Below are 22,799 nucleotides of genomic sequence, written 5' to 3'. Positions count from 1 at the left end.
TTGCGCCCCCTCTAGACCGTCCCGGTGGTGGTCGGCGGCTGCGCCGACGTGGGCGCGCCCTGCGGACCCTGGTCCAGCCACATCCGCTGCAGCATGTGCCAGTCTTCCGGATGCCGGGCGATGCCCGCCGCCAGACCGTCGGCAATCCGCTGGGTCACCACGCGGACCCGGGCGTCCAGCGGGGCGCTGTCCTCGGCCGGCAGCGGCAGCGGGCCGTCGATCGAGGCGCAGGCGGCGTCCGGTTCGTACCACATCGAGGCCACGTAGAGCGGGGCGCCGGTGCGGATGGCCAGCAGCGCCGGACCGGCCGGCATCCGGGTCCGGCCGCCGAAGAAGTCCACCTCCACGCCCCGGGCCGACAGGTCCCGGTCGGCGAGCAGGGGCACCACGTAACCGGCGCGCAGCCGGTCCACCAGCACGTCGAACGCGGGACGCGGGCCGCCGCGGTTGGGCAGGATCTCCATCCCCAGCCCCTCCCGGAACCCGACGAACCGCTCGTAGACGCCGTCCGGAAGCCGCTCGGCCACGGTGGTCATCGGCCAGCCGGTGGCGGCCACCCAGGCGCCGGCGGCATCCCAGTTGCCGGCGTGCGGCAGCGCCACCACCGCGCCGCGCCCGGCCGCCACGTCCGCGGCGAGCTTGTCGGCGCCGTCGAGGCGGAATCCCGCGAGGATCTCCGCCCGGTCCAGGCCGGGCAGCCGGAACGCCTCCATCCAGTAGCGGGCGTACGAGCGCAGGCCCGCCCGCACCAGCGCGTCCAGCTCCGCCTCGGGCAGCTCCGGGCCCACCACCCGGCGCAGGTTGGCGCGCAGTCGACGCGTACCCCCGCCGTCCCTGCGGTGGGCCCGGTCGGCGCCCGCCCGGAAGGCCGCGGCCGCGACGGGCCGGGGCAGCGCCCGGATCAGGCGCCAGCCCGCGACGAAGCCCGCCTCGGTGAGGTTCACTCCGCGCCGACCCGCTGGGCCTGCCGGTACACGTGGGCCATCCGCTGCCCCACCGTGAAGATCGAGACGGCGGCGAGCAGCCAGAGCGCGATCTCCAGCGCGGGGCGGACGCCGACGCCGGTGAGCAGGCCGCCGACGCCGACGATGAGCAGCCGCTCAGTGCGCTCGGCGATCCCGACGTTGCAGGTCATGCCGAGCCCCTCGGCCCGGGCCTTCACGTAGGAGACCAGGCCGCCGGCGGCCAGGCAGATCAGCGCCGCGGCCACGCCGGAGTGGTCGTGCTCGGTGGCCAGCCAGTAGGCGACCGCGCCGAAGACCGCGCTGTCGGCGACCCGGTCCATGCTCGAGTCGAGGAACGCCCCGAACCGGGTCGAGCCGCCGCTCATCCGGGCCATCGTGCCGTCGAGCAGGTCGGTGAGGGCGAAGACCGTGACGATCAGCGCGCCGGCGACCAGGTGGCCGCGCGCGCCGAAGCCGAGCGCGCCGACGAGCACGCCGACGGTGCCGGTCACGGTGACCGCGTTGGGGGACACGCCCGCGCGGAGCAGTCCGCGCGCGATCGGCTCCACGACGCGGGTCATGCCCGCGCGGGCCGTCACTTGGAAGATCTTCGCCATGGCGGTCCCACGATAACGGCCGGCAGCGGCCGGGGACACAGCCGGGCGGACGACCCGCCCGACGACCCTTGTGCCGGCACCGGCGCGGGTGTGAGATCGAGCCAGGAGGTGAGCCAGTTCACCGGATCACCGGTCCGCGTTCCCGTCCAGCAGCAGATCACCGGAAAATATCGCCGCGGCGCCCGTCCGGGTCCGCTCCCCCGTCGCCCGCGGCGGTCGCCACCACCACCGGTTGAGGGAGGTGCGCCGCGATGGCGCAGAAGAACGAGAAGGGTGTCACCGGCGGCGCGCCGGTGGTGACCGAACCCGGCAGGGTTCGCAACGTGGTGCTCGTCGGGCACTCCGGCGTGGGCAAGACCACCCTGGTCGAGGCGCTGCTGGCAGCCAGCGGCACGATCGGCCGGGCCGGCTCGGTCACCGAGGGCACCACGGTCTGCGACCACGACCCCGCCGCCGTGCGCCAGCAGCGCTCGGTGAGCCTGGCCTGCGCCCCGCTGATGCACCGCGACGTCAAGGTCAACCTCCTGGACACGCCGGGCTACGGCGACTTCGTCGGCGAGCTGCGCGCGGGGCTGCGCGCCGCCGACGCGGCGCTGTTCGTGGTCTCGGCGGTGGACGGGATGGACGCCGCCACCGCCGCGCTCTGGGAGGAGTGCGCCGCGGTGGACATGCCGCGCGCGGTGGCCGTCTCCCGGCTCGACCACCCGCGCGCCGACTTCGACGAGGCGGTCGCGCTCTGCCAGCGGGTCTTCGGCGACAACGTGCTGCCGCTCTACCTGCCCATGCTCGGCGACGACGGCGAGTCGGTGGCCGGTCTGATGGGCCTGATCACCCGCCGCGTGTTCGACTACTCCGCCGGGCTGCCGGCGGCGGTGCGCGAGCCGGACCCGGAGCACCTGCCGGCCATCCAGGAGGCACGCGACGAGCTGATCGAGGGGATCATCGCGGAGAGCGAGGACGAGACCCTGATGGACCGCTACCTCGGGGGCGAGCAGATCGACCCGGAGGTCCTCATCGCCGACCTGGAGACCGCCGTCGCCCGCGGCCACTTCTACCCGGTGGTGCCGGTCTGCGCGGAGACCGGGGTCGGTCTGGACGCGCTGCTCGACGGTCTGGTGACGGCGTTCCCGTCGCCGCTGGAGCACGACCTGCCGGCGGTCACCGGGGTGGACGGCTCGCCCCGCCCCCCGCTGACCTGCGACCCGGACGGCCCGCTGGTCGCCGAGGTGGTCAAGACGACTGTCGACCGCCACGTCGGGCGGGTTTCGCTGGTCCGGGTCTTCTCCGGCACGCTCCGCCCCGACCAGGTGATCCACGTGTCCGGGCACGGCATGGCCGAGCGGGGCCACCCGGACCACGACGCCGACGAGCGGGTCGGCCACGTCTACAGCCCGCTCGGCGCGACCCTGCGCGAGGTGCCGGCCTGCGTCGCCGGTGACCTCTGCGCGGTCACCAAGTCGGGCAGCGCGGAGACCGGCGACACCATCTCCGCCAAGGACGAGCCGCTGCTGGTCGCGCCCTGGGAGATGCCCGAGCCGCTGCTGCCGGTGGCGGTGGTGGCGCGCAGCCGGGCCGACGAGGACGCGCTGGCGCGCAACCTGTCCCGGCTCGTCGCCGGTGACCCGACGCTGCGGCTGGAGCGCAACCCGGAGACCCACCAGCTGGTGCTCTGGTGCATGGGCGAGGCGCACGCGGACGTGGTGCTCGACCGGTTGCGCGGCGGCGGGGTCGAGCTGGAGACCGAACCGGTCCGGGTGGCGCTGCGGGAGACCCTCACCACGGCCGCACGCGGGCACGGCCGGCACGTCAAGCAGTCCGGCGGCCACGGCCAGTACGCGGTCTGCGACATCGAGGTGGAGCCGCTGCCCCGGGGCGCCGGCTTCGAGTTCGTCGACCGGGTGGTCGGCGGCGCGGTCCCGCACAACTACATCCCCTCGGTGGAGAAGGGCGTCCGGGCCCAGATGGAGCGCGGCCTGGTCGCCGGTCACCCGGTGGTCGACCTGCGGGTGACGCTCGTCGACGGCAAGGCGCACAGCGTCGACTCCTCCGACGCCGCGTTCCAGACCGCCGGCGCGCTGGCCCTGCGCGACGCCGCCGAGAAGGGTCAGCCGACGCTGCTGGAACCGGTCGACGAGATCACCGTCCGGGTGGCCGACTCCTCGGTCGGCGCGGTGATGGGCGACCTGTCCGGGCGGCGCGGCCGGGTGCTCGGCACCGAGCCCGACCCGGACGCCGAGGGCCGCACCCTGGTCCGCGCCGAGGTGCCCGCCACCGAGCTGCTGCGGTACGCGGTGGAGCTGCGGTCGATGACCTCCGGCACCGGCACGTTCCGGCGCGAGTTCGCCCGCCACGAGCCCATGCCCGCCCACCTGGCCGACCAGGCCCGCAAGGAGTCCTCCACCCGGTCCTGACGGTCCCGTCAGGGGCGGGCGGAGGGGACCGGCGGCATCGGCCAGTGGGGGCGGTCGGCGTCGCGGAGGGCGGCCGAGCGTACCGCCGCCAGTTGCCGCTCCACCTCGGCGAAGTGGTCCGGCGCGAGCGGGCCCCGGGCCAGCGCGGCCGCGTTCTCCTCGACCTGGGCCACCGTGCGGGCGCCGGGGATCGGTACGGCCCGGTCGCTGCGCGCCCAGATCCAGCCGAGCGCGCCCTGGGCCAGGGTCCGGCCGTCGGCGGTGAGCGCGTCCCGGACCCGGGCCACCCGGCGCAGCCACTCGGGGGCCGGCCGGCCGCTGCGGAACCACTCCAGCCAGGTCGGTCCGAGGCCGCGTACGTCGTCGCGGGGCAGCGTCGACTCCGGCGTGTACTTGCCGGTGAGCAGTCCCATGCCGAGCGGACCCCGGGCCAGACTGGCCAGGTCGTGCTTGTCGCAGGTGGCCAGCATGGCCGGGGCGTCCCGGAGCACCGACAGCGCGTGCTGCACGGCGGCGGCGCCGCGGGCGACCTGGGCGAAGGCGGCGGCCCGGTCGGCCCGGTCGGTGCTCCACCCGTACGCCCGGATCAGCCCGTCGGCGACCAGGTCGTCCAGCGTGCCGACCAGCGCCTCGGCGCGGGGCAGCGGCAGGTCGCCGAGGTGCAGCTGATAGAGGTCGATCCGGTCGGTGTCCAGCCGGCGCAGCGAGTCGACCACGGCCCGGCGCAGGTACTGCGGCGAGGCGTTCTCCCCGGTGGCCTGCCGGGTCCGCTCGTCGAACGTGTAGCCCCACTTGGTGGCGATCACCGCCCGGTCGCGCCGGCCGGCGAGGGCCCGCCCGAGCACCCGCTCGCCGTGCCCGGCGCCGTAGGTGTCGGCGGTGTCGAAGAGCGTCACCCCGAGGTCGAGGGCGCGGCGGACGGCCCGCACCGACTCGTCGTCGTCGACCGCACCCCAGCCCAGCGGCCGGGCGCCCTCGGCCCACGGGCCGCCGATCGCCCAGCACCCCATGCCGAGTGCGCTCACCTCGATGCCGCTGCGACCCAGCGGCCGCGTGCTGACTCCCATCGCCGAATCCTGTCACCTTCCCCGCACGCGTGGGCGGCTTCGTCACCCCGGGTGCCCGACCGCTGTCACCCCGCGTAACGGGAGAGGGAAAGCCTTTCGGGGAGAGCGATATACCGGAGAGTCATAGTTATGACTCTCCGGTATATCGCTCGGGGGCGGTAGGTGCACGTGACGGCCGGCAGGCCTGCCGGCGCGGGCAGGCCGATCACGCCGGGCGAGGCCGACCGAGCCGGGGCCAAGCCGACCGAGCCGGGCCGGGCCGGGCCACGCCGGGCCGGGCCGGGCCGGGCCGGGCCGGGCCGGGCAGGGCAGGGCAGGGCAGGGCTACGCCGGGCAGGGCAGGGCCACGCCGGGCCGGGCAGGGCCACGCCGGGCCGGGCAGGGCCCCGAGGGCCGGGCCACGGACGCGGGTCGGAAGGCGACCGGTGACCCGCAACAGGCGAACCGGCCGGGACGTCAGCCGGCGTAGGCCAGCAGCACCGGGGCGTCCTGCCCCGGCCAGGCGCCGGTGAGCCGGCCCGCGACGGGCGCACCGACGGCGTCGGTGTCGGCCGGAACGGGACGCCGGACCAGGGCCAGCTCGGCGCCCCCGGCCCGGATCAGGGTCGGGTCGCCGTCCACCACCTCGGCGGCCGGGCCGGCCGGCCACGTCCGGTCGGTGCGGCTGCCCGACACGGTCATGCTCGGCTCGCGTACCTGCCGTTCGCCGTCGACCTCGAAGTACTCCTGCGCCTGGCCGGCGTCGGCGAGCACCGCGGCGGCCAGCGCCGGCGGGTAGACCGGGTCGCCGCACGCGTCGTACACCCAGCGCCGCCCGAGCACGGAGTGCTCCACGGTGCCGACCAGGAACCGCTCCGCGCCGGCCAGCGGCGCGCCCCGGTAGGTCAGCGGCACCTGCAGCACCGGACCCTCGCCGGCCCGCACGAGCAGCGTCTCCATGCCGACCTCGCCGGCCGGGTCGTCGAAGCGGTACGCCGCGACCCGGGTCACCGGGGCGCCGGCCGCGCCGGCGAACCAGGACCGGCCGGGCAGCCAGCCGACGAGCAGCTCCAGTTTCGAGGGGCGCAGTTCCGCGCGGTGCAGCAGGGCCATGCGCAAGATCGTACTGTCGGGGTGGGCCCGGTCAGGCCGGCCACGCCTTGGCGAGCAGGTCCCGGGTGTCCGCGAGCAGCTGCGGCAGCACCTTGGTGCGGCCGATCACCGGCATGAAGTTGGCGTCGCCGCCCCAGCGCGGCACCACGTGCTGGTGCAGGTGCGCGGCGATGCCCGCGCCGGCCACCCCGCCCTGGTTCATGCCCAGGTTGAACCCGTGCGCGCTGGACACGTGCCGGACCACCCGCATGGCGTCCTTGGTGAACGCGGCCAGCTCGGCCGTCTCCGGCGCGTCGAGGTCGGTGTAGTCGGCCACGTGCCGGTAGGGGCAGACCAGCAGGTGCCCGGGGTTGTACGGATAGAGGTTGAGCACCGCGAAGACGTGCTCGCCCCGGGCGACCACCAGGCTCTCCTCCGGCGGCAGGCCGGGCGCCAGGCAGAACGGGCAGCCGGTCGGCTTCTCGTATCCGCCCTCGGGCCGGTCCTCACCGGAGATGTAGGTCATCCGGTGCGGCGTCCAGAGCCGGTCCAGCCCGTCCGCCAGCCCGCCGTCGCCGCCGTACCCGGTGTCCCGCTCCGCCCCTGTCACACCGGCGATCCTACGATCCGACCGCCTCCTCGGCGACGGCGGCGGTGGGCCCGCTGTTGGTGCGCGACTCGACGACCTCGCGGATGTGCGCCACCGCCTCGTCCAGCGGTACGCCGTTGCGCTGCGACCCGTCCCGGTAGCGGAACGACACGGTGCCGGCCGCCACGTCGTCGTCACCGGCGATGACCATGAACGGGATCTTCTGCTGCTGGGCGTTGCGGATCTTCTTCTGCATCCGGTCGTCGCCCAGGTCGACCTCGGCCCGGATCCCCTGCCGGCGCAGCGTCGCGGCGAAGTCCTCCAGGTAGTCGCCGTGGTCGTCGCGGATCGGGATGCCGACCACCTGCACCGGGGCGAGCCAGGCCGGGAACGCGCCCGCGTAGTGCTCGGTCAGCACGCCGATGAACCGCTCGATCGAGCCGAACTTGGCGCAGTGGATCATCACCGGCTGCTGCCGGGTGCCGTCGGCGGCCTGGTACTCCAGCCCGAAGCCCTTGGGCTGGTTGAAGTCGTACTGGATGGTCGACATCTGCCAGGTCCGGCCGATCGCGTCCTTGGCCTGCACCGAGATCTTCGGGCCGTAGAACGCCGCGCCGCCCGGGTCCGGCACCAGGTCCAGCCCGGTCTCCAGGGCGCACTGCTCCAGCACGGCGGTGGCGGTGGCCCAGTCGGCGTCGGTGCCGACGAACTTGTCCGGGCGGCTGTCGTCCCGGGTGGACAGCTCCAGGTAGAAGTCGTCGATGCCGAAGTCACGCAGGAGGCTCAGCACGAACCCGAGCAGGTGCTTGATCTCCGCCGGCGCCTGCTCCTGGGTGCAGTAGGAGTGCGAGTCGTCCTGGGTGAAGCCGCGCACCCGGGTCAGACCGTGGATCACGCCCGACTTCTCGTACCGGTAGACCGACCCGAACTCGAACAACCGGATCGGCAGCTGCCGGTAGGAGCGCCCGCGCGACCGGTAGATCAGGTTGTGCATCGGGCAGTTCATCGCCTTGAGGTAGTAGTCGCTGCCCTCCATCTCCATCGGCGGGAACATCGTGTCCTTGTAGTAGGGCAGGTGTCCCGAGGTGTGGAAGAGACCTTCCTTGGAGATGTGCGGCGTCCCGACGTACTGGAAGCCCTCCTCGATGTGGCGGGTGCGGACGTAGTCCTCCATCACCCGCTTGAGCACCCCACCCTTGGGGTGGAAGACGGCCAGGCCGGAGCCGATCTCGTCGGGGAAGCTGAACAGGTCGAGGTCCGCGCCGAGCTTGCGGTGGTCGCGCCGGGCGGCCTCCTCCAACAGCTTCAGGTACGCCTTCAGCTCGTCCCGGGTCGGCCACGCGGTGCCGTACACCCGCTGCAGCTGCGGGTTCTTCTCCGACCCCCGCCAGTACGCGGCGGCCGAGCGCATCAGCTTGAACGCGCCGATCAGCCGGGTGTTCGGCAGGTGCGGGCCACGGCACAGGTCCGACCAGCAGACCTTCTCCTCGTTGGCGGCGAGGTTGTCGTAGATGGTCAGCTCGCCGCCGCCCACCTCCATCACCTCGGAGGAGTCGAGCCCCTCACCCTTGACCTCGATCAGTTCCAACTTGAACGGCTCGGCGGCCAGCTCGGCGCGGGCCTCGTCGAGGCTGGAGAACCGGCGCCGGCGGAACCGCTGACCGGACTTGACGATCTCCTGCATGCGCTTCTCGAGCTTGGCCAGGTCCTCCGGCTGGAACGGCTTGCCGACCTGGAAGTCGTAGTAGAAGCCGTTCTCGATCGGCGGGCCGATACCGAGCTTCGCCTCCGGGAAGACGTCCTGCACCGCCTGCGCCAGCACGTGCGCGGTCGAGTGGCGCAGCACGTCCAACCCGTCCGGGGTGTCCAGCCCGACCGGCTCCACCGCCGTCTCCTCGGCCGGCTTCCAGTCCAGGTCGCGCAGCTGGCCCTGCGGGTCGCGGACCACCACGACCGCCTTCGGCCCGGTCGTGGGCAGGCCGGCCGCGGCCACCGCGTCGGCCGCCGTGGTCCCGGCGGCGACGACGACGGGGTCGGCCACGACGGGGGTACGGGGTGCGGACACGGTGACTCCTGTCGTCGAGGTACGGGTGGGCCGGTGACCGGCCCCTGCGATGCTATCGGTCGGCCGGAGCCCGGCCGACGCCGACGCCACGCCCGGACGACGAGTTACGGGCGACGTTGAACCTTTCCGTCCTCCCGACCGAACTACCGGGTGGGGCCGGAGCCGGTACCGACCCCAGTCGAGAAGGATGGGGACGACCATGAGGATGACCCGTCAGGGCCGATGGGCGTCGGCGCTGCTGGCCGCCGCGCTCGCCGGGACGGTGGGTTGGCCGGGCGCCGCGAGCGCCGCCGCCGGGGTGACCGTCACGACCTCCCCCGGCGAGGTGCACCAGGGCGACGCGATCGAGCTGTCCGTGGTGGTGCCCGCGGACCGTCCCGGCACCCGGACCACCAAGATCGAGCTGACCATGCCCGCGGACGCCCCGATCGGCGAGGTCTATCCCCTGTCCGTGCCGGACTGGGCGCCGACGATCACCACCCGCAACCTGGACCAGCCGGTCGCCGGCATCCACGCCTCCGAACTCAACCAGGTGACCCACGCGGTGACCTGGCTCCGGGTCCCCGGCGGCGGCACCGGGGCGGCCCGGCTGCCGCTCGGCATGGGCCCGATGCCCGCCACCGACCGGCTGGTCTTCACCGTGGTGCAGACGTACGCCGACGGCACGGTGGTGCGCTGGGCGGACCCGGCCGGCGGGGCGCACCCGGCGCCGACGGTCCCGCTGCTGCCGCCGCTGTCGGGCGCCGTCACGCACGGCGGGGACGCCGGTGCGGGCGGCGCGGCGCACGGGGGCCACGGCGCCGTCGGCGGCGGCCGGGACGGCGCGGCACCGGGCGGCGCGACCGCCGGAGGCCCGGCGGCCGGGGCCACCGACGACGGGCCGAGCGCGGACCTGCTGCTCGGCGGCGGTCTGCTCGCCGGGCTGGCCGGCGGGGCCGCGATCGGCTGGCTGCTCAGCCGCCGCCGGCGGGGCGCGCTGACCCTGCCGTCGGACACCGCCGACTCCCCCGCCCCGGCCGCCGACCGCGACGCCGACCCCGCGACCGACGCTCCGACCTCCGGCGAGCCCGTCACCGCAGGCGCCCCGGGCCGACGCCCTTGACCGCCCTCCCGACCCACCACACGATCCCCCGCCAACCGAAACCAGCCGTCCACGATGCCGCAACGCCGGAGATCTTGGTACGAAGGCGCCCCCAGGGGGCCGTCCCGTACCAAGATCTTGAGCTCGCCGGGGGCGGGGTCAGGTGGAGGCGGTGAGCCAGGGGGGCAGGGGCTCGCGGGCGGTGAGCCAGCCCTCGGGTACGCCGCCGGGCGTGCCGACGCCGGTGTGGGCGGCGACGATCCCGCCGACGATCGCGGCCGTGGTGTCGACGTCGCCACCGGCCTCCACGCAGGCGCGGACCGCGGCCGGGTAGTCGTGCAGCAGAGTGGCCGCGACCCAGAGCGTGAACGGGACGGTGTCCTGTGCGGTGACCCGCGATCCGTTGCCCACCGCCTCGACCACCTCGGCCGGCGGACGACCGAGCAGCGCGGCGGCCCGGCGTACGCCCCGGTGCACCTCGCCGGCCGGGTCCAGCGCGCCGGCCACGGCGGTGAGCAGCCGGGCCGGCTCGGGTCGGGTGCCGTCGAGCCGGGCCCGGGCGGCCAGCGAGGCGGCCACCGCCACCGCCACCGCCCCGGCGACGCCCTCGGGGTGGGCGTGGGTCACCTCGGCGCAGGCGCGGGCCTGCTCGGCGGCGCGTCGGATGGAGTCGGCGTGCCAGGCGCCGAGCGGGGCGACCCGCATGGCCGCGCCGTTGCCGCAGGAGCCCTGACCGTCGAACGCCGACGCGGCGGCCACCGGCCACGGAGTGCCGGTGCGGATCAACCGCAGGATCGTCACCGCGCCCGGCCCGTAGCCCCGGTACGGCTCGCACCGCTGCGCGAACGCCAGCGCCAACCGGTCCCGGTCGATCCGGCCGGCGGCGGCCAGCTCGGCCACCACCGAGCAGGCCATCTCGGTGTCGTCGGTCCACTCCCACGGCGGCGCGGGCAGCCGGCCCTCGGCGAGGTCGGCCGGGCGCCGGCCGGGGACGAAGAACTGGGAGCCGAGCGCGTCCCCCACCGACAGGCCGGCCAGCGCGTCGCGGGCAAGCGCCAGGCGGGTGTCGGGGAAGAGGGTGAACGTCATCGTCGTCCCAGCTTGCCCGGTTCCCCGGACCGCCGCAACGCGATCGACTTGCCACGCCGAGTACGGTGCTGACGTGGCAACCGTCCTGCTGGTCGAAGACGACCACGTCGTCCGTGGCGCGATGCTGCGGTCGCTGACGGACCGGGGGCACGCGGTGCACGCCGTCGGCACGGCGCTGGACGCCCTGCGCCGGGTGGCGGCGGAGACGCCCGACCTGGTGGTGCTCGACCTCGGCCTGCCGGACCTGGACGGATCGGACGCGCTGCGCATGCTGCGCGGCATCACCGACGTGCCGATCATCATCGCCACCGCCCGCGACGACGAGCAGTCGGTGGTCCGGCTGCTGCGGGCCGGCGCGGACGACTACATGGTCAAGCCGTTCACCGGCGCCCACCTGGACGCCCGGATCACCACCGTGCTGCGCCGGGCCGGCCGGGCCAGCCGTACCGTGCAACCGGCCGTGCACACCGTCGGCGGCCTGCGGGTGGACGTGGGTGAGCGCAGCGCGGTGCTGGACGGGGAGTCCCTGGCCCTGACCCGCAAGGAATTCGACCTGCTGGCGTATCTCGCCGCGCGTCCCGGCCGGGTAGTGTCCCGGCGGGAACTCTTGGAGGAGGTATGGCGGCAGCCATCGGTCGGCGAGGACCAGACCATCGACGTTCACCTGTACTGGCTCCGCCGCAAAATGGGCGAGTCCGCGGCGAAGCCGCGTTACCTGCGCACCGTGCGGGGGGTCGGCTTCCGGCTGGTGGCGCCGGACTGAGGCCGGCGCTGGCCTGGCTCACCGCCGGTATGTGCAGCCTGGTCGCGTTCGCCTTCCTCATCCCGCTCGGGATCAGCCTCTCCGACCAGTCGCGCGAGGAGAAGCTGGCCGACGCGGCCCGCCGCAGCGCGCTGGTCACCGGCGCGCTGGCAGTCAGCACCGATCCCGAGGTGGTCAAACGGGCGGTGGCGGCCAGCGGTGACGATCCCGCGCTGCGGCCGGTCGTGCACGGCATCGGGGCCGACGAGTCGGCCGGTCGGGCCGACCCGGCGGCGCTGACCGACGCCGCCGCGCAGCGGCGCTCGGTGGTGTCCGAGGTGGACGGCGGGGTGCTGCGGCTGGACCCGGTGGTGCTCGGTGACCGGGTGGCCGTGGTGGAGGTCTTCATACCCGACGAGGTGCTCGACGCGGGCGCCGGCGGCCGGTGGCTGCTGCTGCTCGCGGTGGCGCTGGCCCTGGTCGGCGCGGCGGTGGTCGTGGTCGACCGGGTCGCTGCCCGGGCCGTGGACGCCACCGGCGACCTGGTCAAGGCGGCGCTCGCGGTGGGCGACGGCGAGCTGGGGGTACGCGTCGAGCCCACCGGCCCACGGGAGCTGGCCGAGGCGGGGCACGCGTTCAACCGGATGGCGGAGCGGCTGGTGGCGCTGCGCGCCGACGAGCACGAACTGGTCGCCGACCTGTCGCACCGGCTGCGGACGCCGCTGACCGCGTTGCGGCTGGACGCGGAGGCGTTGGAGTCCGACGACACCAGCATCGGCACGTTCAGCGAGGCGGAACTGGACCGGCGGCGCGGCATCCGGCGGATCCGGCAGGCCATCGTGACGCTGGAGGGCGAGGTCGACCAGCTGATCAAGACGACCCGCAAGGCGGTCAGCCAGGAGACGGCGCCGGCGTCCTGCGACGTCAGCGAGGTGGTCCGGGACCGGATGGTCTTCTGGTCGGCGCTGGCCGGCGACCAGAACCGCCCGCACCGGGTGGTCGGGGCGCAGCTGCGCATCCCCGCGCCGGTGCCCCGGGCCGAGCTGGCCGCCGCGCTGGACGCGGTGATCGGCAACGTGTTCCGCTACACCCCGCAGGGCACCGCGTTCGAGGTGGCGGTGAGCCGCCGGGACGGTTGGGTGGCGATCCGGATCGACGACGCCGGACCGGGCATCGCCAACCCGGACCGGGCGCTGCGCCGGGGCGAGAGCGACCAGGGTTCGACCGGGTTGGGGCTGGACATCGCCAAGCGGGTCGCGTTGCAGGCCAACGGTTCGGTGAGCATCGACCGGGCCCGGCTCGGCGGGGCCAGCGTGGTGATGCTGCTGGCCGATCCGGACGCGGCGCCCCGGCAGGTCAACCGGTTCGGCCTGGTCGGCCGGATGGCCCGGGAGGCCCGCGAACCGCGCGCCGGGCGGCGCTGGCCGCGCCCGCGCTGACCGGTGGCTGTGGGCCGGCGCAAGTTCTCCTTAGGAGTGTTTTAACGACCGCCACAAACCCGCCGCGGACTGCCAGGATCAGGACAGAACCCATCAGTTCCGTCGGCCGGGACGCCCCGTAACACCTTCCGGCCGGCGGATCCGTGCGCGCGGCGGGAGTCCGGTCCCCCCACACCTCGCTCCCGTCGCGCGCCGCTCTCCCGTCGAGCCGGGCGTTGAGGTGACCGTCATGACCCCGACCGTCAGCCGTCTGCTCCGCTGGGCCGCCGTGATCGGCCTCGGCATCGCGCTCACGCTCGCCGCCTGGCAGGACCCGGTGCTCGCGCACGGCCCCGGCCGGTCCGCGACGGCCGGACCCGGACCCGCCACCGCGTTGGCCGTCCTGACCGCGCTCGCGCTCGCACCGGCGGCCCGCCGGTTCTCCCGGCGCGGGACGCCGGCCGGACCCGGGCTGCTCCTGGCCGCCCGACGCCGACCGCCCCGCCTGTCCCGGCGGCCGGCGCCCGCGCGACCGCTCAGCGCGCCGCGCTCGCCCGGTACGCGTCGATCTCGGCGTTGATCCGGGCCTGCTCGGCCGGTTCGAGGAACGCGGCGGCGATCGCGTCGCGGGCCAGCGCGGCGACCCCGTCCGGGTCGAGTTTCAGCAGCCGGGCGGCCACCGCGTACTCGTCGTTGAGCGTGGTGCCGAACATCGGCGGGTCGTCGGAGTTGATGCTGACCGGCACGCCGGCGGCGACCAGTTGCGGCAGCGGGTGCTCGTCGAGGCCGGCCACCGCCCGGGTCCGCACGTTGGAGGTGGGGCAGACCTCCAGCGGGATCCGTCGCTCGGCGAGGTGGGCCAGCAGCGCCGGGTCGAGCACGGCGGAGATGCCGTGGCCGATCCGCTCGGCGCCCAGCTCGCGCAGCGCGTCCCAGATCGTCTCCGGGCCGGTGGTCTCGCCGGCGTGCGGCACCGAGCGCAGCCCGGCCGCGCGGGCCTGGTCGAAGTACGGCTTGAACTGGGGCCGGGGCACGCCGATCTCGGGGCCGCCGAGGCCGAAGCTGATCAGCCCGTCCGGCCGCTGGTCGAGGGCGATCCGCAGGGTCTGCTCGGCGGCGGGGAGCCCGGCCTCGCCGGGGATGTCGAAGCACCAGCGCAGCGCGATGCCGAAGTCGGCCTCGGCCCGCTTGCGGGCGTCCTCGATCGCCTCGCAGAACGCCTCCGCCGGGATGCCCCGGTGCACGTGCGAGTAGGGGGTGACGGTCAGCTCCGCGTACCGGACCTGCTGGCGGGCCAGCTCCCGGGCCACCTCGTGGGTGAGCAGCCAGACGTCGTCGGCGTCGCGGATCAGGTCCACCACGCTCAGGTAGACCTCGATGAAGTGGGCGAAGTCGCGGAACGCGAAGTAGTCGGCGAGCGCCTCCGGGTCGGCCGGGACGGGGCTGCGCCCCTCGTGACGGGCGGCCAGCTCGGCCACGATCCGGGGCGAGGCGGAGCCGACGTGGTGCACGTGCAGCTCCACCTTGGGCAGTCCGGCGATGAAGGTGGGCAGGTCGGTCACGGGTTCTCCTCTGCGCGGGCGCCGGTGCGGGCCACCACGAAGATCCGGCGGAACGGGAAGTACACCTGACCCTGCCGTACCGGGTACGCCTCGGCGAGGCGTACCCCCAGCTCGGTGCGGAAGTCGGCCCAGTCGGCGGCGGCCAGGGCGGCGCGGACCGGACGCAGTGCCGTGCCCTCCATCCAGGCCAGCACCGGGTGGTCCGCGCCGTCGGCCGGCAGCAGGTGCACGTAGGTAGTCTCCCAGGCGTCCACCGCGCAGCCCGCGCCGGTCAGCAGCGTGGCGTAGCCGACCGGCTCGTCCACCGGGGCCGCGCGCAGCAGCCCGGCGAGCCGGTCGCGCCAGCGGTCCCGCCCGGCGACCTCGCGCAACGCCCGGTGCGACGGCGCGGCGAAGTTGCCCGGCACCTGGAACGCCAGCCACGCGCCCGACGGCAGGTCGGCGGCCCACCGGGTGAGCAGCTCGCGGTGGCCGGGCACCCACTGGAGCACCGCGTTGGCGACCAGCACGTCCACGTCCGGCTCCGGCCGCCAGTCGCGGACGTCGCCCACCGCGAAGGCGACCGGGGCGCCCAGGGACCCGGCCCGGTCGATCATCTCGGGCGACGAGTCCAGGCCGGCCAGCCGGCTGCCGGGCCAGCGGTCGGCGAGCGTGGCGGTGAGCGTGCCGGGGCCGCAGCCGAGGTCGACGACCGCGCGGGGGCGCTCGGCGCCGACCCGGGCCAGCAGGTCGTGGAAGGGCCGGGAGCGTTCGTCGCCGTAGCGCAGGTAGGTGCGCGGATCCCACATGGCAGCCTCCTAAACCGTACGTACGTCTTGTTTGACGGTACGGCCCGACGGGCGCGACGGCAACCCGCTGACTAGGCTCGACCGGGTGGAACAGCGCAGCTTCGACCGGCTCGGCCGGCACGTCGGCATCATCGGACTCGGCGCCTGGCAGCTCGGCGCCGACTGGGGCGAGGTCAGCGAGGGCGCGGCGCTCGACGTGCTGGCCGCCGCGGTCGACGCCGGCGTCACCTTCCTGGACACCGCCGACGTCTACGGCGACGGCCGCAGCGAGCAGCTGATCGGCCGGTTCCTGCGCTCCCGGCCCGGGCACGGGCTGACCGTGGCCACCAAGATGGGCCGGCGGGTGCCGCAGACGCCGGAGGCGTACACAGTGGACAACTTCCGGGCCTGGACCGACCGGTCCCGAGCCAACCTGGGCGTCGAGACGCTCGACCTGGTGCAGCTGCACTGCCCGCCCACCGCGGTCTTCGCCGACGACCGCGTCTTCGACGCGCTGGACACGCTGGTCGCCGAGGGGCGCGTCGCCGGCTACGGGGTCAGCGTGGAGACCTCCGAACAGGCGCTCACCGCGATCGCCCGGCCCGGCGTGGCCAGCGTGCAGATCATCGTCAACGCGGTCCGGCACAAGCCGCTGGAGCGGGTGCTGCCGGCCGCCGCGGCGGCCGGGGTGGGCATCATCGCCCGGGTGCCGTTGGCCAGCGGCCTGCTCTCCGGCCGGTACGACGAGCAGACCACGTTCCCGGAGAACGACCACCGCACCTTCAACCGGCACGGCGAGGCCTTCGACGTCGGCGAGACGTTCTCCGGCGTCGACTACGACAGCGGCCTCGCCGCCGTACGCCGGCTCGCGCCGCTGGTCGGCGACGACCGGACGATGGCCCAGTTCGCCCTGCGCTGGGTCCTCGACCAGCCCGGCGTGACCGTGGTGATCCCCGGCGCCCGCTCGGCCGAGCAGGCGCGGCGCAACGCCGAGGCCGCCGGCCAGCCGGCACTGACCGACGTGGAGCTCGCGGCCGTGCGGGCCACCTACGACGAGCTGATCCGGCCGCAGGTGCACGACCGGTGGTGACCCCGACGGCGGGCCCGGCCGGCGCGGCGCCGTCGACGGTCGGCGTCACCGGGCATGCTGGACCGGGGCGGACGTCGGAGGGAGCGCGATGAGGGGTTGGTTCCGGCTCACCATGGGGCTGCTGGCCGTGGTGCTCGGCGCGCTCTGGACCGTGCTGGGCCTCGGCTACGTCGAGGGCAGCGCGCTGTCCGACCAGCGGGTCTGGGCGCTGGTCGGGCCGGCGACCGTCCTGGTCGGACTCGTCGCGCTCTGGTTCGGCATGCGGGCCCGGCGCCGCTGAGTCCCCGGTCGGGACAGGGAGAAGCCCCGCCTCCCGTGCGGGATGCGGGGCTTCGCGCGCCGACCGGCGTGGCCGGTGCGGTGTCAGCTCAGATGGGGCGGACCTGCTCGGCCTGCGGACCCTTCTGACCCTGGGCGATCTCGAACTCCACCCGCTGGTTCTCCTCCAGCGTGCGGTAGCCGCTGGTCTGGATGGCCGAGAAGTGGACGAACACGTCAGCACCCCCGCCGTCGACGGTGATGAAGCCGAAGCCCTTGTCAGCGTTGAACCACTTCACGGTTCCCTGCGCCATGTGTATCTCCTTCTAAAACTGGCGGCCGAGCACGCCGTGCGGCCGATTGGCCGTTTTCGAGCAGCGGCGCCTGAGGCGGCCCCCACGGAGGAGACTTCTCTCAACCCACGCGTCTCTCAACAGCGTGAGAAAGCAAACCACGTACGCAAAAACTCTGCACAGCCTAACCGACGAAATTCTCCGACATGTGACCTGAAGGTTGCGCGCAGACCGCCGGGCGGCCCGGTAGGCGCACGCGAAAGGCCCCTTTCCCACACTCGGGAAAGGGGCCTTGAGCTGCTCGCGGTCAGTCCGGCCAGTGGCCGGTCAGCCGACGGACGCCGACCGCGCCGCCGCGGTCCACCGCCGCCCGGACCGCCGAGAAGATCGCGCCCTGCAGGGCCGCGGCGGCCAGGACCTCGCCCCAGCCGCGCTCCTCGTCGGTGGCGCTCGGGGCGTCGTCGTCACCCGCCGCCAGCTTCCACACCTGGCGGAACACCATCCCGGCGACCGCACCGGCGGCCAGGCCGAGCAGGACCCCCACCGGCTTGTACGCCGCCTTGCCGATCTTGCCGCTCACCTACGCCTCCCTCGGACGATCGCCAGCACCACCACGGTCACCACGGCGCCGGCCGCGATGGCCGCCCACGGCAACGGGTTGCGCCCGACCGCCCCACCCTTCTCGTACGCCTGCGCCCGGACCAGCCGGGCCCGCTCCGCCGCGCGCCCGCGCACCCGGGCCGCGGTCAGCGCCGCCTGCTCGCGCATCCGCGCCTTCGCCTGCTCGGCGGAGTGCCGCACCAGCGCCTTCGGATCGGCCCTGGCGGCGAGCAGCTCCATCGTCTCACCGAGTTCCACCCGGGTCCGGCGGATCTCCTCACGGAGCGCCGCCACGTCCCCGGTCCCGTTGCCGGTCATGCCCGCCTCCCGTCCTTCACCGCGGCGGTGACCGTGTCGACGTCGGCCCGAACGCTGCGGACCGCCGCCTCCGGCACCGGCGGGACGGCACGGCTGACCTGCTTCTTGCCCACGAGCGCCAGAATGCCGGCGAGCAGGAACAGCGCCACCGCCACGATCAGGGCGGCCAGCCACGCCGGCATGACCAGCGCCAGCAGCAGGATCACGGTGGCGACCAGCGCGCCGGCGCCGTAGAGGGCCATCACCCCGCCGCCGCCGAACAGACCGATCCCGATCCCGGCGTGCTTGCCCTTCTGGGTCAGCTCCGCGCGGGCCAGCGCCAGTTCGTCCCGCACCAGGCGGGTGACCTGCTCGGTGGCCCGTTGCACCAGTTCCGCGGTGGACGGCTCGTTCCCGGTCCGGGACGTGCTGCGACTCGCGACGTCAGCCATGCTGTCCTCCTTTCATCATCACCGCGCTGTATGCCCGGAGTCGCCGCCCGTCAATCCTGCGCGGGGCGGCCGGTCGGCCCGGCCGCCCGCCGCCGGGCCCGGCGTGGCCGGAGTCCGGGGCGTGCGCAGCAGGTCCCCCGGAACGGGCCGGTCAAACCCGACACCGGCGGTGAACCCGTCCGGCAGGCACAACGCGCCGTGCCGGGCCGGGGTCACGACCGCCGACGCGCGGAGCCCCCGGCCACGCCGAGGGCGGCCGGGGGCTCCGATCGGGTACGCGGTCAGCGACGCGCCTCGGCGTGGTCCTCCCGGCCCACGAACACCTCGCTGCGGGCCTCGCCGTCGTCGCTGCCGCCGAAGACGCGCGCGTCGTCGGGGGCCTCGGTGTCGGTCGTGCGGCGCACCGGGCGGCGCGGCTGCACCGACTGCCAGGGAAGCGGGCCGGTGGCGTCGCCCACCTCGGTGCGCAGCCGGGGCAGGGCGGTCGGGCGGTGGTCGCGTACCCAGGTCACCAGCTGCTCGCGGACCAGGCAGCGCAGGTCCCAGAGGCTGCCGGCGTCGGCGGCGCTGACCACCGCCCGGACCTTCACCGTCCCGCCGGTGGCGTCGGTCACCTGGAGCACGCAGACCCGGCCGTCCCACAGCTCGGTGCCCTCGCAGAGCCGCCGCAGCTCCTCCCGCATGGCCTGCACCGGAACGGCCCAGTCGAGGTCGAACTCGGCGGTGCCGAGCACCGCGGCCTCGGTGCGGGTCCAGTTCTGGAACGGCTTGCTGGTGAAGTAGGAGGTGGGCAGGATCAGCCGGCGGTCGTCCCAGATCTGCACCACCACGTAGCTGAGCGTCAGCTCCTCGATCCGGCCCCACTCCCCCTCGACCACCACCACGTCGTCGAGGCGGACCGCGTCGCTGAACGCGAGTTGCAGGCCGGCGAAGACGTTGCCGAGCAGGCTCTGCGCGGCCAGCGCGGCGACGACACCGACCACACCGGCGGAGGTCAGCACGCCCGCGCCGACACCGCGTACGGCCGGGAAGGTCATCAGCATCACGCCGACCGCGAGGATCACGATCACCGCGATGGTCAGCCGGCGCAGCAGCACCACCTGGGTGCGGACCCGTCGGGCGTGCCGGTTGTTCGGCACGTCCACCCGGAAGCGGGCCAGCGCGGTGTCCTCGGCCACCACGAGCAGCGAGGCCACCAGCCAGGCGAGCGCGGCGATCATGGTCAGCACCAGCGTGTGCAGGACGAACCGCCGCCACGGGCTGCCCACCGCGTAGAGCGTGGTGAACCGGACCGCGATCTGCACGGCGACCACTGTCGCGGCGACCTGGAACGAACGGTGCGAGTGCTCGGTCAGCTCGGTCATCAGCAGCGACCGGCGACCGAGCCGCCGGGTGACCCGGTGCACCACCTGGACCAGCACCAACGCGACCGCCGCCGCGGCGAGCGCGGCGGCGACGGTCACGACGTAACTCTGCACGGAAATTGTCTCCCTCCGACCCGGGCGGGAATCGGGCAAAGGCCCAATGGTGCCCGGCGGTCCGGATATCGACCAGGCTCAGACCTTGCGATAACGGGACTGGAAGAAGCAGTAGACGCCGAACGCGGCGATGCCGAGCGCCATCAGCGCCAGCAGCCACGGCCCGTACGGCTGGTCGCGCAGCGTCCGCAGGGCGGCGTCGAGGCCGCGCGCCTTCTCCGGGTCGTACTTGACGGCCGCGACCACGATGAGCAGGCCGGTGATGGCGAAGACCGAGCCCCGGGCGGCGTAGCCGGCCATGCCGAGACGACGGGTCAGCCGGTGGGTCTTCGGGCTCATCTCGCCGGTCTTGAGGTTGCGCTCGAACTTCTTCTTCAGGCCGTAGACCACCATGCCGATGCCGACCGCGGCCAGCACCAGACCGGCCAGGCCGACCAGCCAGCGGCCGCCGTCGGAGGCCATCAGCTTCTCGGTGAGCTGCTGCTGCCGGTTGGAGGCGTTGGCGCTGGCGTCCTGGACCACCTTGATCGCGGTGTAGCCCAGCCAGACGAAGACCACGACCCGGACCACCGAGGCGATCCGCTCGAAGACCTTCTCCTTGCCGGTCTTGGACTGGTGACCGATCACCGCCTGGAAGGCCTGCCAGAGCGCCATGGCGAAGAGGCCGACGGCGATCGCGATCAGGACGAACTTGCCCAGCGGCTGCTCGCCGAGGGTGCGCAGGGCGCCGTTCTGGTTGCCTTCCTCGCTGGAGCTGCCGAAGGCGATCTGCAACGCCAGCCAGGCGAACAGGAGGTGCACGATCCCGTAACCGATGAAACCGACACGGGTCAACAGTTCGAGCCACCTGCTGTTCTTGGCCTGGGCGGCGGTGGCTCCGGGGTTCCGGGTGAGAGACATGGGCCCTCAATCTCCCGGCGGGCGGTTTTCCAAACGTGACCGCCCGCCGCCGCAGGCCGATAGCGATCAGCCGTTGGCGTTGCGCGCCACCCGCAGCACGACGTTCTGGTCGGTGACGCTGTCCAGGCTGACCTGGAAGCCGCCGACCTCGGTGGCCTGCTGGCCGGTGGTGAGCGAGAGCTGCTCCCCGGCCACCTCGACGGTGACCTGGTCGTCCTGGGTGCCGATGAGCTTGGCCTCGACGCCGAGGATGGTGGCGCTGGCGTCCACGCCCCGGTCGAAGGTGATGGTGCAGGCGTCCAGGCCGCAGTCGGTGTCGGCGCCGTTCGAGCTGCAACCGGCGAGCAACGCGGCGCCGAGGGCGAGACCGGCGAGCATCCCGGCGGCGCGTCGGGCGGGGGTCAGGGCGGAAGTGGCGCGTCGGTTCGTCACCTCCCCAAGGGTACGTGGCTCCCACCACCACCCGGCCGGGTGCGCGCTAGGGTGCCGGGATGGCATTCGACGTGGCCCGGGTGCGGGGGCTCTACCCCGCGCTGGGCGAGGGGTTCGTCCACTTCGACGGCGCCGGCGGCACCCAGACCGCCGCCCCGGTGATCGAGGCGGTGGCCGACGCCATGCGCGCCGCGACGGGCAACCGGAGCGCCGCGTTCGCCCCCGGCCGACGCGCGCTGGACCTGGTCGCCGGGGCCCGGGCCGCCGTCGCCGACCTGCTCGGGGTGGACCCGTCGGGGGTGGTGCTCGGCCCGAGCGCCACCGCGCTGACCTACACGTTGGCCCGGACGCTGGGCGCGGCCTGGCGGCCGGGCGACGAGGTGGTGGTCTCCCGGCTCGACCACGACGCCAACGTCCGCCCGTGGGTGCAGGCCGCCGAGGCGGCCGGCGCGACGGTGCGCTGGGCCGAGTTCGACCGGACCACCGCCGAGCTGCCCGCCGGCCAGTACGCCGACCTGGTCACCGAGCGCACCCGGCTGGTGGCGGTGACCGCCGGCAGCAACGCGACCGGCACCGCGCCGGACGTGGCGACGATCGCCAAGACCGCGCACGCGGCCGGCGCGCTGGTCTGCGTGGACGGGGTGCACTCGGTCCCCCACGGTCCCACCGACCTGTCCTCGCTCGGCGCGGACTTCCTGGTCACCAGCGCGTACAAGTGGTCCGGGCCGCACCTGGCGGCGATGGTCGCCGACCCGGCCCGCTGGGAGTCGTTGCGCCCGGCGAAGCTGATCCCGTCGGCCGACGCGGTCCCCGATCGGTTCGAGTACGGCACGCCCAGCTTCCCGCTGCTGGCCGGCGTGACCGCCGCGGTGGACCACCTGGCGTCGCTCGACCCGGCCGCCGGCGGTGACCGGCGGGAGCGGGTACGCGCCGGCCTCGCCGCCGCCCAGGCGCACGAGGAGGCGGTCTTCGACCGGCTGCTCGCCGGGCTGACCGCGCGTTCCTTCGTGACCGTGTACGGCGCGCCGGCCCGGCGCTGTCCCACGGTGTCGTTCCGGGTGGCCGGGTGGACGCCGGCGCGGACCGCGGCGGCGCTGGGCGGGGCCGGGCTCTGCCTGTCCTCCGGCGACTACTACGCCTACGAGTACTTCCAGGCCATGGGCCTGCGCGACACCGGCGGCGCGGTGCGGGCCAGCGTCTACCACTACAACACGGTCGACGAGGTGGACCGGCTGCTGGCCGAACTGGACCGGCTGGCCGAGACCGAGGGGACAATGGTCCGGTGAGCTACCTGGTCGAGGAGAACGCCGCCAAGCACCGCTTCGAGATCCTGGTCGACGACGCGCTGGCCGGGTTCACGGCCTACCTGCCCCGGGGAGAGGTCCTGGTCTTCACGCACACCGAGGTCGACGACCGCTACCAGGGGCAGGGCGTGGGCGCGGCGCTGATCAAGGACACGCTGGACCAGGTCCGGGCCCGGGGCGGCCGGGTGGTGCCCCGGTGCCCGTTCATGGCCGCGTTCATCGAACGTCACAGCGACTACGCCGACCTGGTCGTCGACGCGCCCTGAGACCCG

General features: G+C 74.5%; 25 protein-coding genes. 9 read left to right on the top strand and 16 right to left on the bottom strand.

The annotated features are described in order from the left end of the window. Positions 1–11: 11 nt before the first annotated feature. Together ACN27B_RS20860 and pgsA are read right to left on the bottom strand one after the other, a co-directional pair. Positions 12–944, bottom strand: a complete 933-nt coding sequence (locus ACN27B_RS20860) for a phosphatidylinositol mannoside acyltransferase (protein ID WP_099161586.1) — start codon at positions 942–944, stop codon at positions 12–14. Continuing rightward, the gene (gene pgsA, locus ACN27B_RS20855; protein ID WP_091578233.1) at positions 941–1,561 is read right to left on the bottom strand and encodes a phosphatidylinositol phosphate synthase; all 621 of its coding nucleotides are present in this window, start codon (positions 1,559–1,561) and stop codon (positions 941–943) included. Before pgsA ends, ACN27B_RS20860 begins: the two co-directional genes overlap by 4 nt. A gap of 251 nt (positions 1,562–1,812) precedes the next feature. Between pgsA and ACN27B_RS20850 the strand changes: the two genes are divergently transcribed. After that, complete coding sequence (locus tag ACN27B_RS20850; protein WP_422741313.1) at positions 1,813–3,972, top strand: elongation factor G-like protein EF-G2; 2,160 nt, start codon at positions 1,813–1,815, stop codon at positions 3,970–3,972. Positions 3,973–3,980: 8 nt separating this feature from the next. Here ACN27B_RS20850 and ACN27B_RS20845 read toward each other — a convergent pair whose 3' ends face one another. From ACN27B_RS20845 to thrS, 4 genes are all read right to left on the bottom strand, one after another. After that, positions 3,981–5,039: an aldo/keto reductase gene (locus ACN27B_RS20845; RefSeq protein WP_422741312.1), complete on the bottom strand. Its 1,059-nt coding sequence runs from the start codon at positions 5,037–5,039 to the stop codon at positions 3,981–3,983. Between the two features lie 456 nt (positions 5,040–5,495). Beyond that, positions 5,496–6,131, bottom strand: a complete 636-nt coding sequence (locus ACN27B_RS20840) for a CG0192-related protein (RefSeq protein WP_099161588.1) — start codon at positions 6,129–6,131, stop codon at positions 5,496–5,498. A 31-nt stretch (positions 6,132–6,162) separates the two neighbouring features. Continuing rightward, the gene (locus ACN27B_RS20835; RefSeq protein WP_371682275.1) at positions 6,163–6,720 is read right to left on the bottom strand and encodes an HIT family protein; all 558 of its coding nucleotides are present in this window, start codon (positions 6,718–6,720) and stop codon (positions 6,163–6,165) included. 10 nt (positions 6,721–6,730) lie between these two features. Then, positions 6,731–8,764: a threonine--tRNA ligase gene (gene thrS / locus ACN27B_RS20830; protein ID WP_099161589.1), complete on the bottom strand. Its 2,034-nt coding sequence runs from the start codon at positions 8,762–8,764 to the stop codon at positions 6,731–6,733. Positions 8,765–8,963: 199 nt separating this feature from the next. Here thrS and ACN27B_RS20825 point away from each other — a divergent pair, with 199 nt between their 5' ends. Beyond that, positions 8,964–9,866 carry a DUF1775 domain-containing protein gene (locus tag ACN27B_RS20825; RefSeq protein WP_422741311.1) on the top strand — a complete coding sequence of 301 codons (903 nt, stop codon included), beginning with the start codon at positions 8,964–8,966 and terminating at the stop codon, positions 9,864–9,866. 138 nt (positions 9,867–10,004) lie between these two features. On the opposite strand, the gene ACN27B_RS20820 is transcribed toward ACN27B_RS20825, so the two are convergent. Beyond that, positions 10,005–10,934 (bottom strand): ADP-ribosylglycohydrolase family protein, encoded by a 930-nt coding sequence (locus tag ACN27B_RS20820; RefSeq protein ID WP_422741310.1) that lies wholly within the window; start codon positions 10,932–10,934, stop codon positions 10,005–10,007. 73 nt (positions 10,935–11,007) lie between these two features. Here ACN27B_RS20820 and ACN27B_RS20815 point away from each other — a divergent pair, with 73 nt between their 5' ends. The 3 genes from ACN27B_RS20815 to ACN27B_RS20805 all read left to right on the top strand — a co-directional run bounded on the left by ACN27B_RS20815 (position 11,008) and on the right by ACN27B_RS20805 (position 13,674). Continuing rightward, positions 11,008–11,697: a response regulator transcription factor gene (locus ACN27B_RS20815; RefSeq protein WP_018784999.1), complete on the top strand. Its 690-nt coding sequence runs from the start codon at positions 11,008–11,010 to the stop codon at positions 11,695–11,697. A gap of 29 nt (positions 11,698–11,726) precedes the next feature. After that, positions 11,727–13,115: a HAMP domain-containing sensor histidine kinase gene (locus ACN27B_RS20810; protein ID WP_172967810.1), complete on the top strand. Its 1,389-nt coding sequence runs from the start codon at positions 11,727–11,729 to the stop codon at positions 13,113–13,115. A gap of 229 nt (positions 13,116–13,344) precedes the next feature. After that, the gene (locus ACN27B_RS20805; RefSeq protein WP_157779083.1) at positions 13,345–13,674 is read left to right on the top strand and encodes a hypothetical protein; all 330 of its coding nucleotides are present in this window, start codon (positions 13,345–13,347) and stop codon (positions 13,672–13,674) included. On the opposite strand, the gene ACN27B_RS20800 is transcribed toward ACN27B_RS20805, so the two are convergent. Both ACN27B_RS20800 and ACN27B_RS20795 read right to left on the bottom strand, forming a co-directional pair. Next, positions 13,631–14,656: an adenosine deaminase gene (locus tag ACN27B_RS20800; protein WP_422741309.1), complete on the bottom strand. Its 1,026-nt coding sequence runs from the start codon at positions 14,654–14,656 to the stop codon at positions 13,631–13,633. The genes ACN27B_RS20805 and ACN27B_RS20800 overlap by 44 nt on opposite strands. Further along, a complete protein-coding gene (locus tag ACN27B_RS20795) occupies positions 14,653–15,444 on the bottom strand; it encodes a trans-aconitate 2-methyltransferase (RefSeq protein WP_099161594.1) in 792 nt (263 codons plus the stop codon). Before ACN27B_RS20795 ends, ACN27B_RS20800 begins: the two co-directional genes overlap by 4 nt. 85 nt (positions 15,445–15,529) lie before the next feature. Here ACN27B_RS20795 and ACN27B_RS20790 point away from each other — a divergent pair, with 85 nt between their 5' ends. Together ACN27B_RS20790 and ACN27B_RS20785 are read left to right on the top strand one after the other, a co-directional pair. Further along, entirely contained in the window at positions 15,530–16,513 is a 984-nt protein-coding gene (locus tag ACN27B_RS20790) for an aldo/keto reductase (RefSeq protein ID WP_099161595.1), read from the top strand. Between the two features lie 88 nt (positions 16,514–16,601). Next, complete coding sequence (locus ACN27B_RS20785) at positions 16,602–16,793, top strand: hypothetical protein (protein ID WP_091578265.1); 192 nt, start codon at positions 16,602–16,604, stop codon at positions 16,791–16,793. Between the two features lie 88 nt (positions 16,794–16,881). Here the strand turns inward: ACN27B_RS20785 and ACN27B_RS20780 are convergent, their stop codons facing one another. From ACN27B_RS20780 to ACN27B_RS20750, 7 genes are all read right to left on the bottom strand, one after another. Further along, positions 16,882–17,085, bottom strand: coding sequence for a cold-shock protein (locus ACN27B_RS20780; RefSeq protein WP_007075740.1), 204 nt, complete (start codon positions 17,083–17,085; stop codon positions 16,882–16,884). A gap of 286 nt (positions 17,086–17,371) precedes the next feature. After that, the gene (locus ACN27B_RS20775) at positions 17,372–17,644 is read right to left on the bottom strand and encodes a DUF4235 domain-containing protein (protein WP_091578268.1); all 273 of its coding nucleotides are present in this window, start codon (positions 17,642–17,644) and stop codon (positions 17,372–17,374) included. Next, positions 17,641–17,982, bottom strand: coding sequence for a DUF3618 domain-containing protein (locus ACN27B_RS20770; protein WP_091578270.1), 342 nt, complete (start codon positions 17,980–17,982; stop codon positions 17,641–17,643). Before ACN27B_RS20770 ends, ACN27B_RS20775 begins: the two co-directional genes overlap by 4 nt. Further along, positions 17,979–18,413, bottom strand: a complete 435-nt coding sequence (locus ACN27B_RS20765; RefSeq protein ID WP_043325014.1) for a phage holin family protein — start codon at positions 18,411–18,413, stop codon at positions 17,979–17,981. Before ACN27B_RS20765 ends, ACN27B_RS20770 begins: the two co-directional genes overlap by 4 nt. 281 nt (positions 18,414–18,694) lie before the next feature. Beyond that, complete coding sequence (locus ACN27B_RS20760; protein ID WP_099161596.1) at positions 18,695–19,891, bottom strand: mechanosensitive ion channel family protein; 1,197 nt, start codon at positions 19,889–19,891, stop codon at positions 18,695–18,697. Between the two features lie 78 nt (positions 19,892–19,969). Continuing rightward, positions 19,970–20,791: a DUF1206 domain-containing protein gene (locus ACN27B_RS20755; protein ID WP_422741308.1), complete on the bottom strand. Its 822-nt coding sequence runs from the start codon at positions 20,789–20,791 to the stop codon at positions 19,970–19,972. 66 nt (positions 20,792–20,857) lie between these two features. Continuing rightward, entirely contained in the window at positions 20,858–21,223 is a 366-nt protein-coding gene (locus ACN27B_RS20750; RefSeq protein ID WP_099161598.1) for a hypothetical protein, read from the bottom strand. Positions 21,224–21,282: 59 nt separating this feature from the next. Here ACN27B_RS20750 and ACN27B_RS20745 point away from each other — a divergent pair, with 59 nt between their 5' ends. Further along, positions 21,283–22,509: a cysteine desulfurase-like protein gene (locus ACN27B_RS20745; RefSeq protein ID WP_099161599.1), complete on the top strand. Its 1,227-nt coding sequence runs from the start codon at positions 21,283–21,285 to the stop codon at positions 22,507–22,509. Next, positions 22,506–22,793 carry a GNAT family N-acetyltransferase gene (locus tag ACN27B_RS20740; protein ID WP_099161600.1) on the top strand — a complete coding sequence of 96 codons (288 nt, stop codon included), beginning with the start codon at positions 22,506–22,508 and terminating at the stop codon, positions 22,791–22,793. Before ACN27B_RS20745 ends, ACN27B_RS20740 begins: the two co-directional genes overlap by 4 nt. Positions 22,794–22,799 lie beyond the last annotated feature (6 nt).

Source organism: Micromonospora sp. WMMD754, assembly GCF_049315235.1.
Taxonomy (GTDB): Bacteria; Actinomycetota; Actinomycetes; order Mycobacteriales; family Micromonosporaceae; genus Micromonospora; species Micromonospora sediminicola.
The sequence above is the reverse complement of the archived record's forward strand: the minus strand, read 5'-3'. Positions and strand labels throughout refer to the sequence as shown.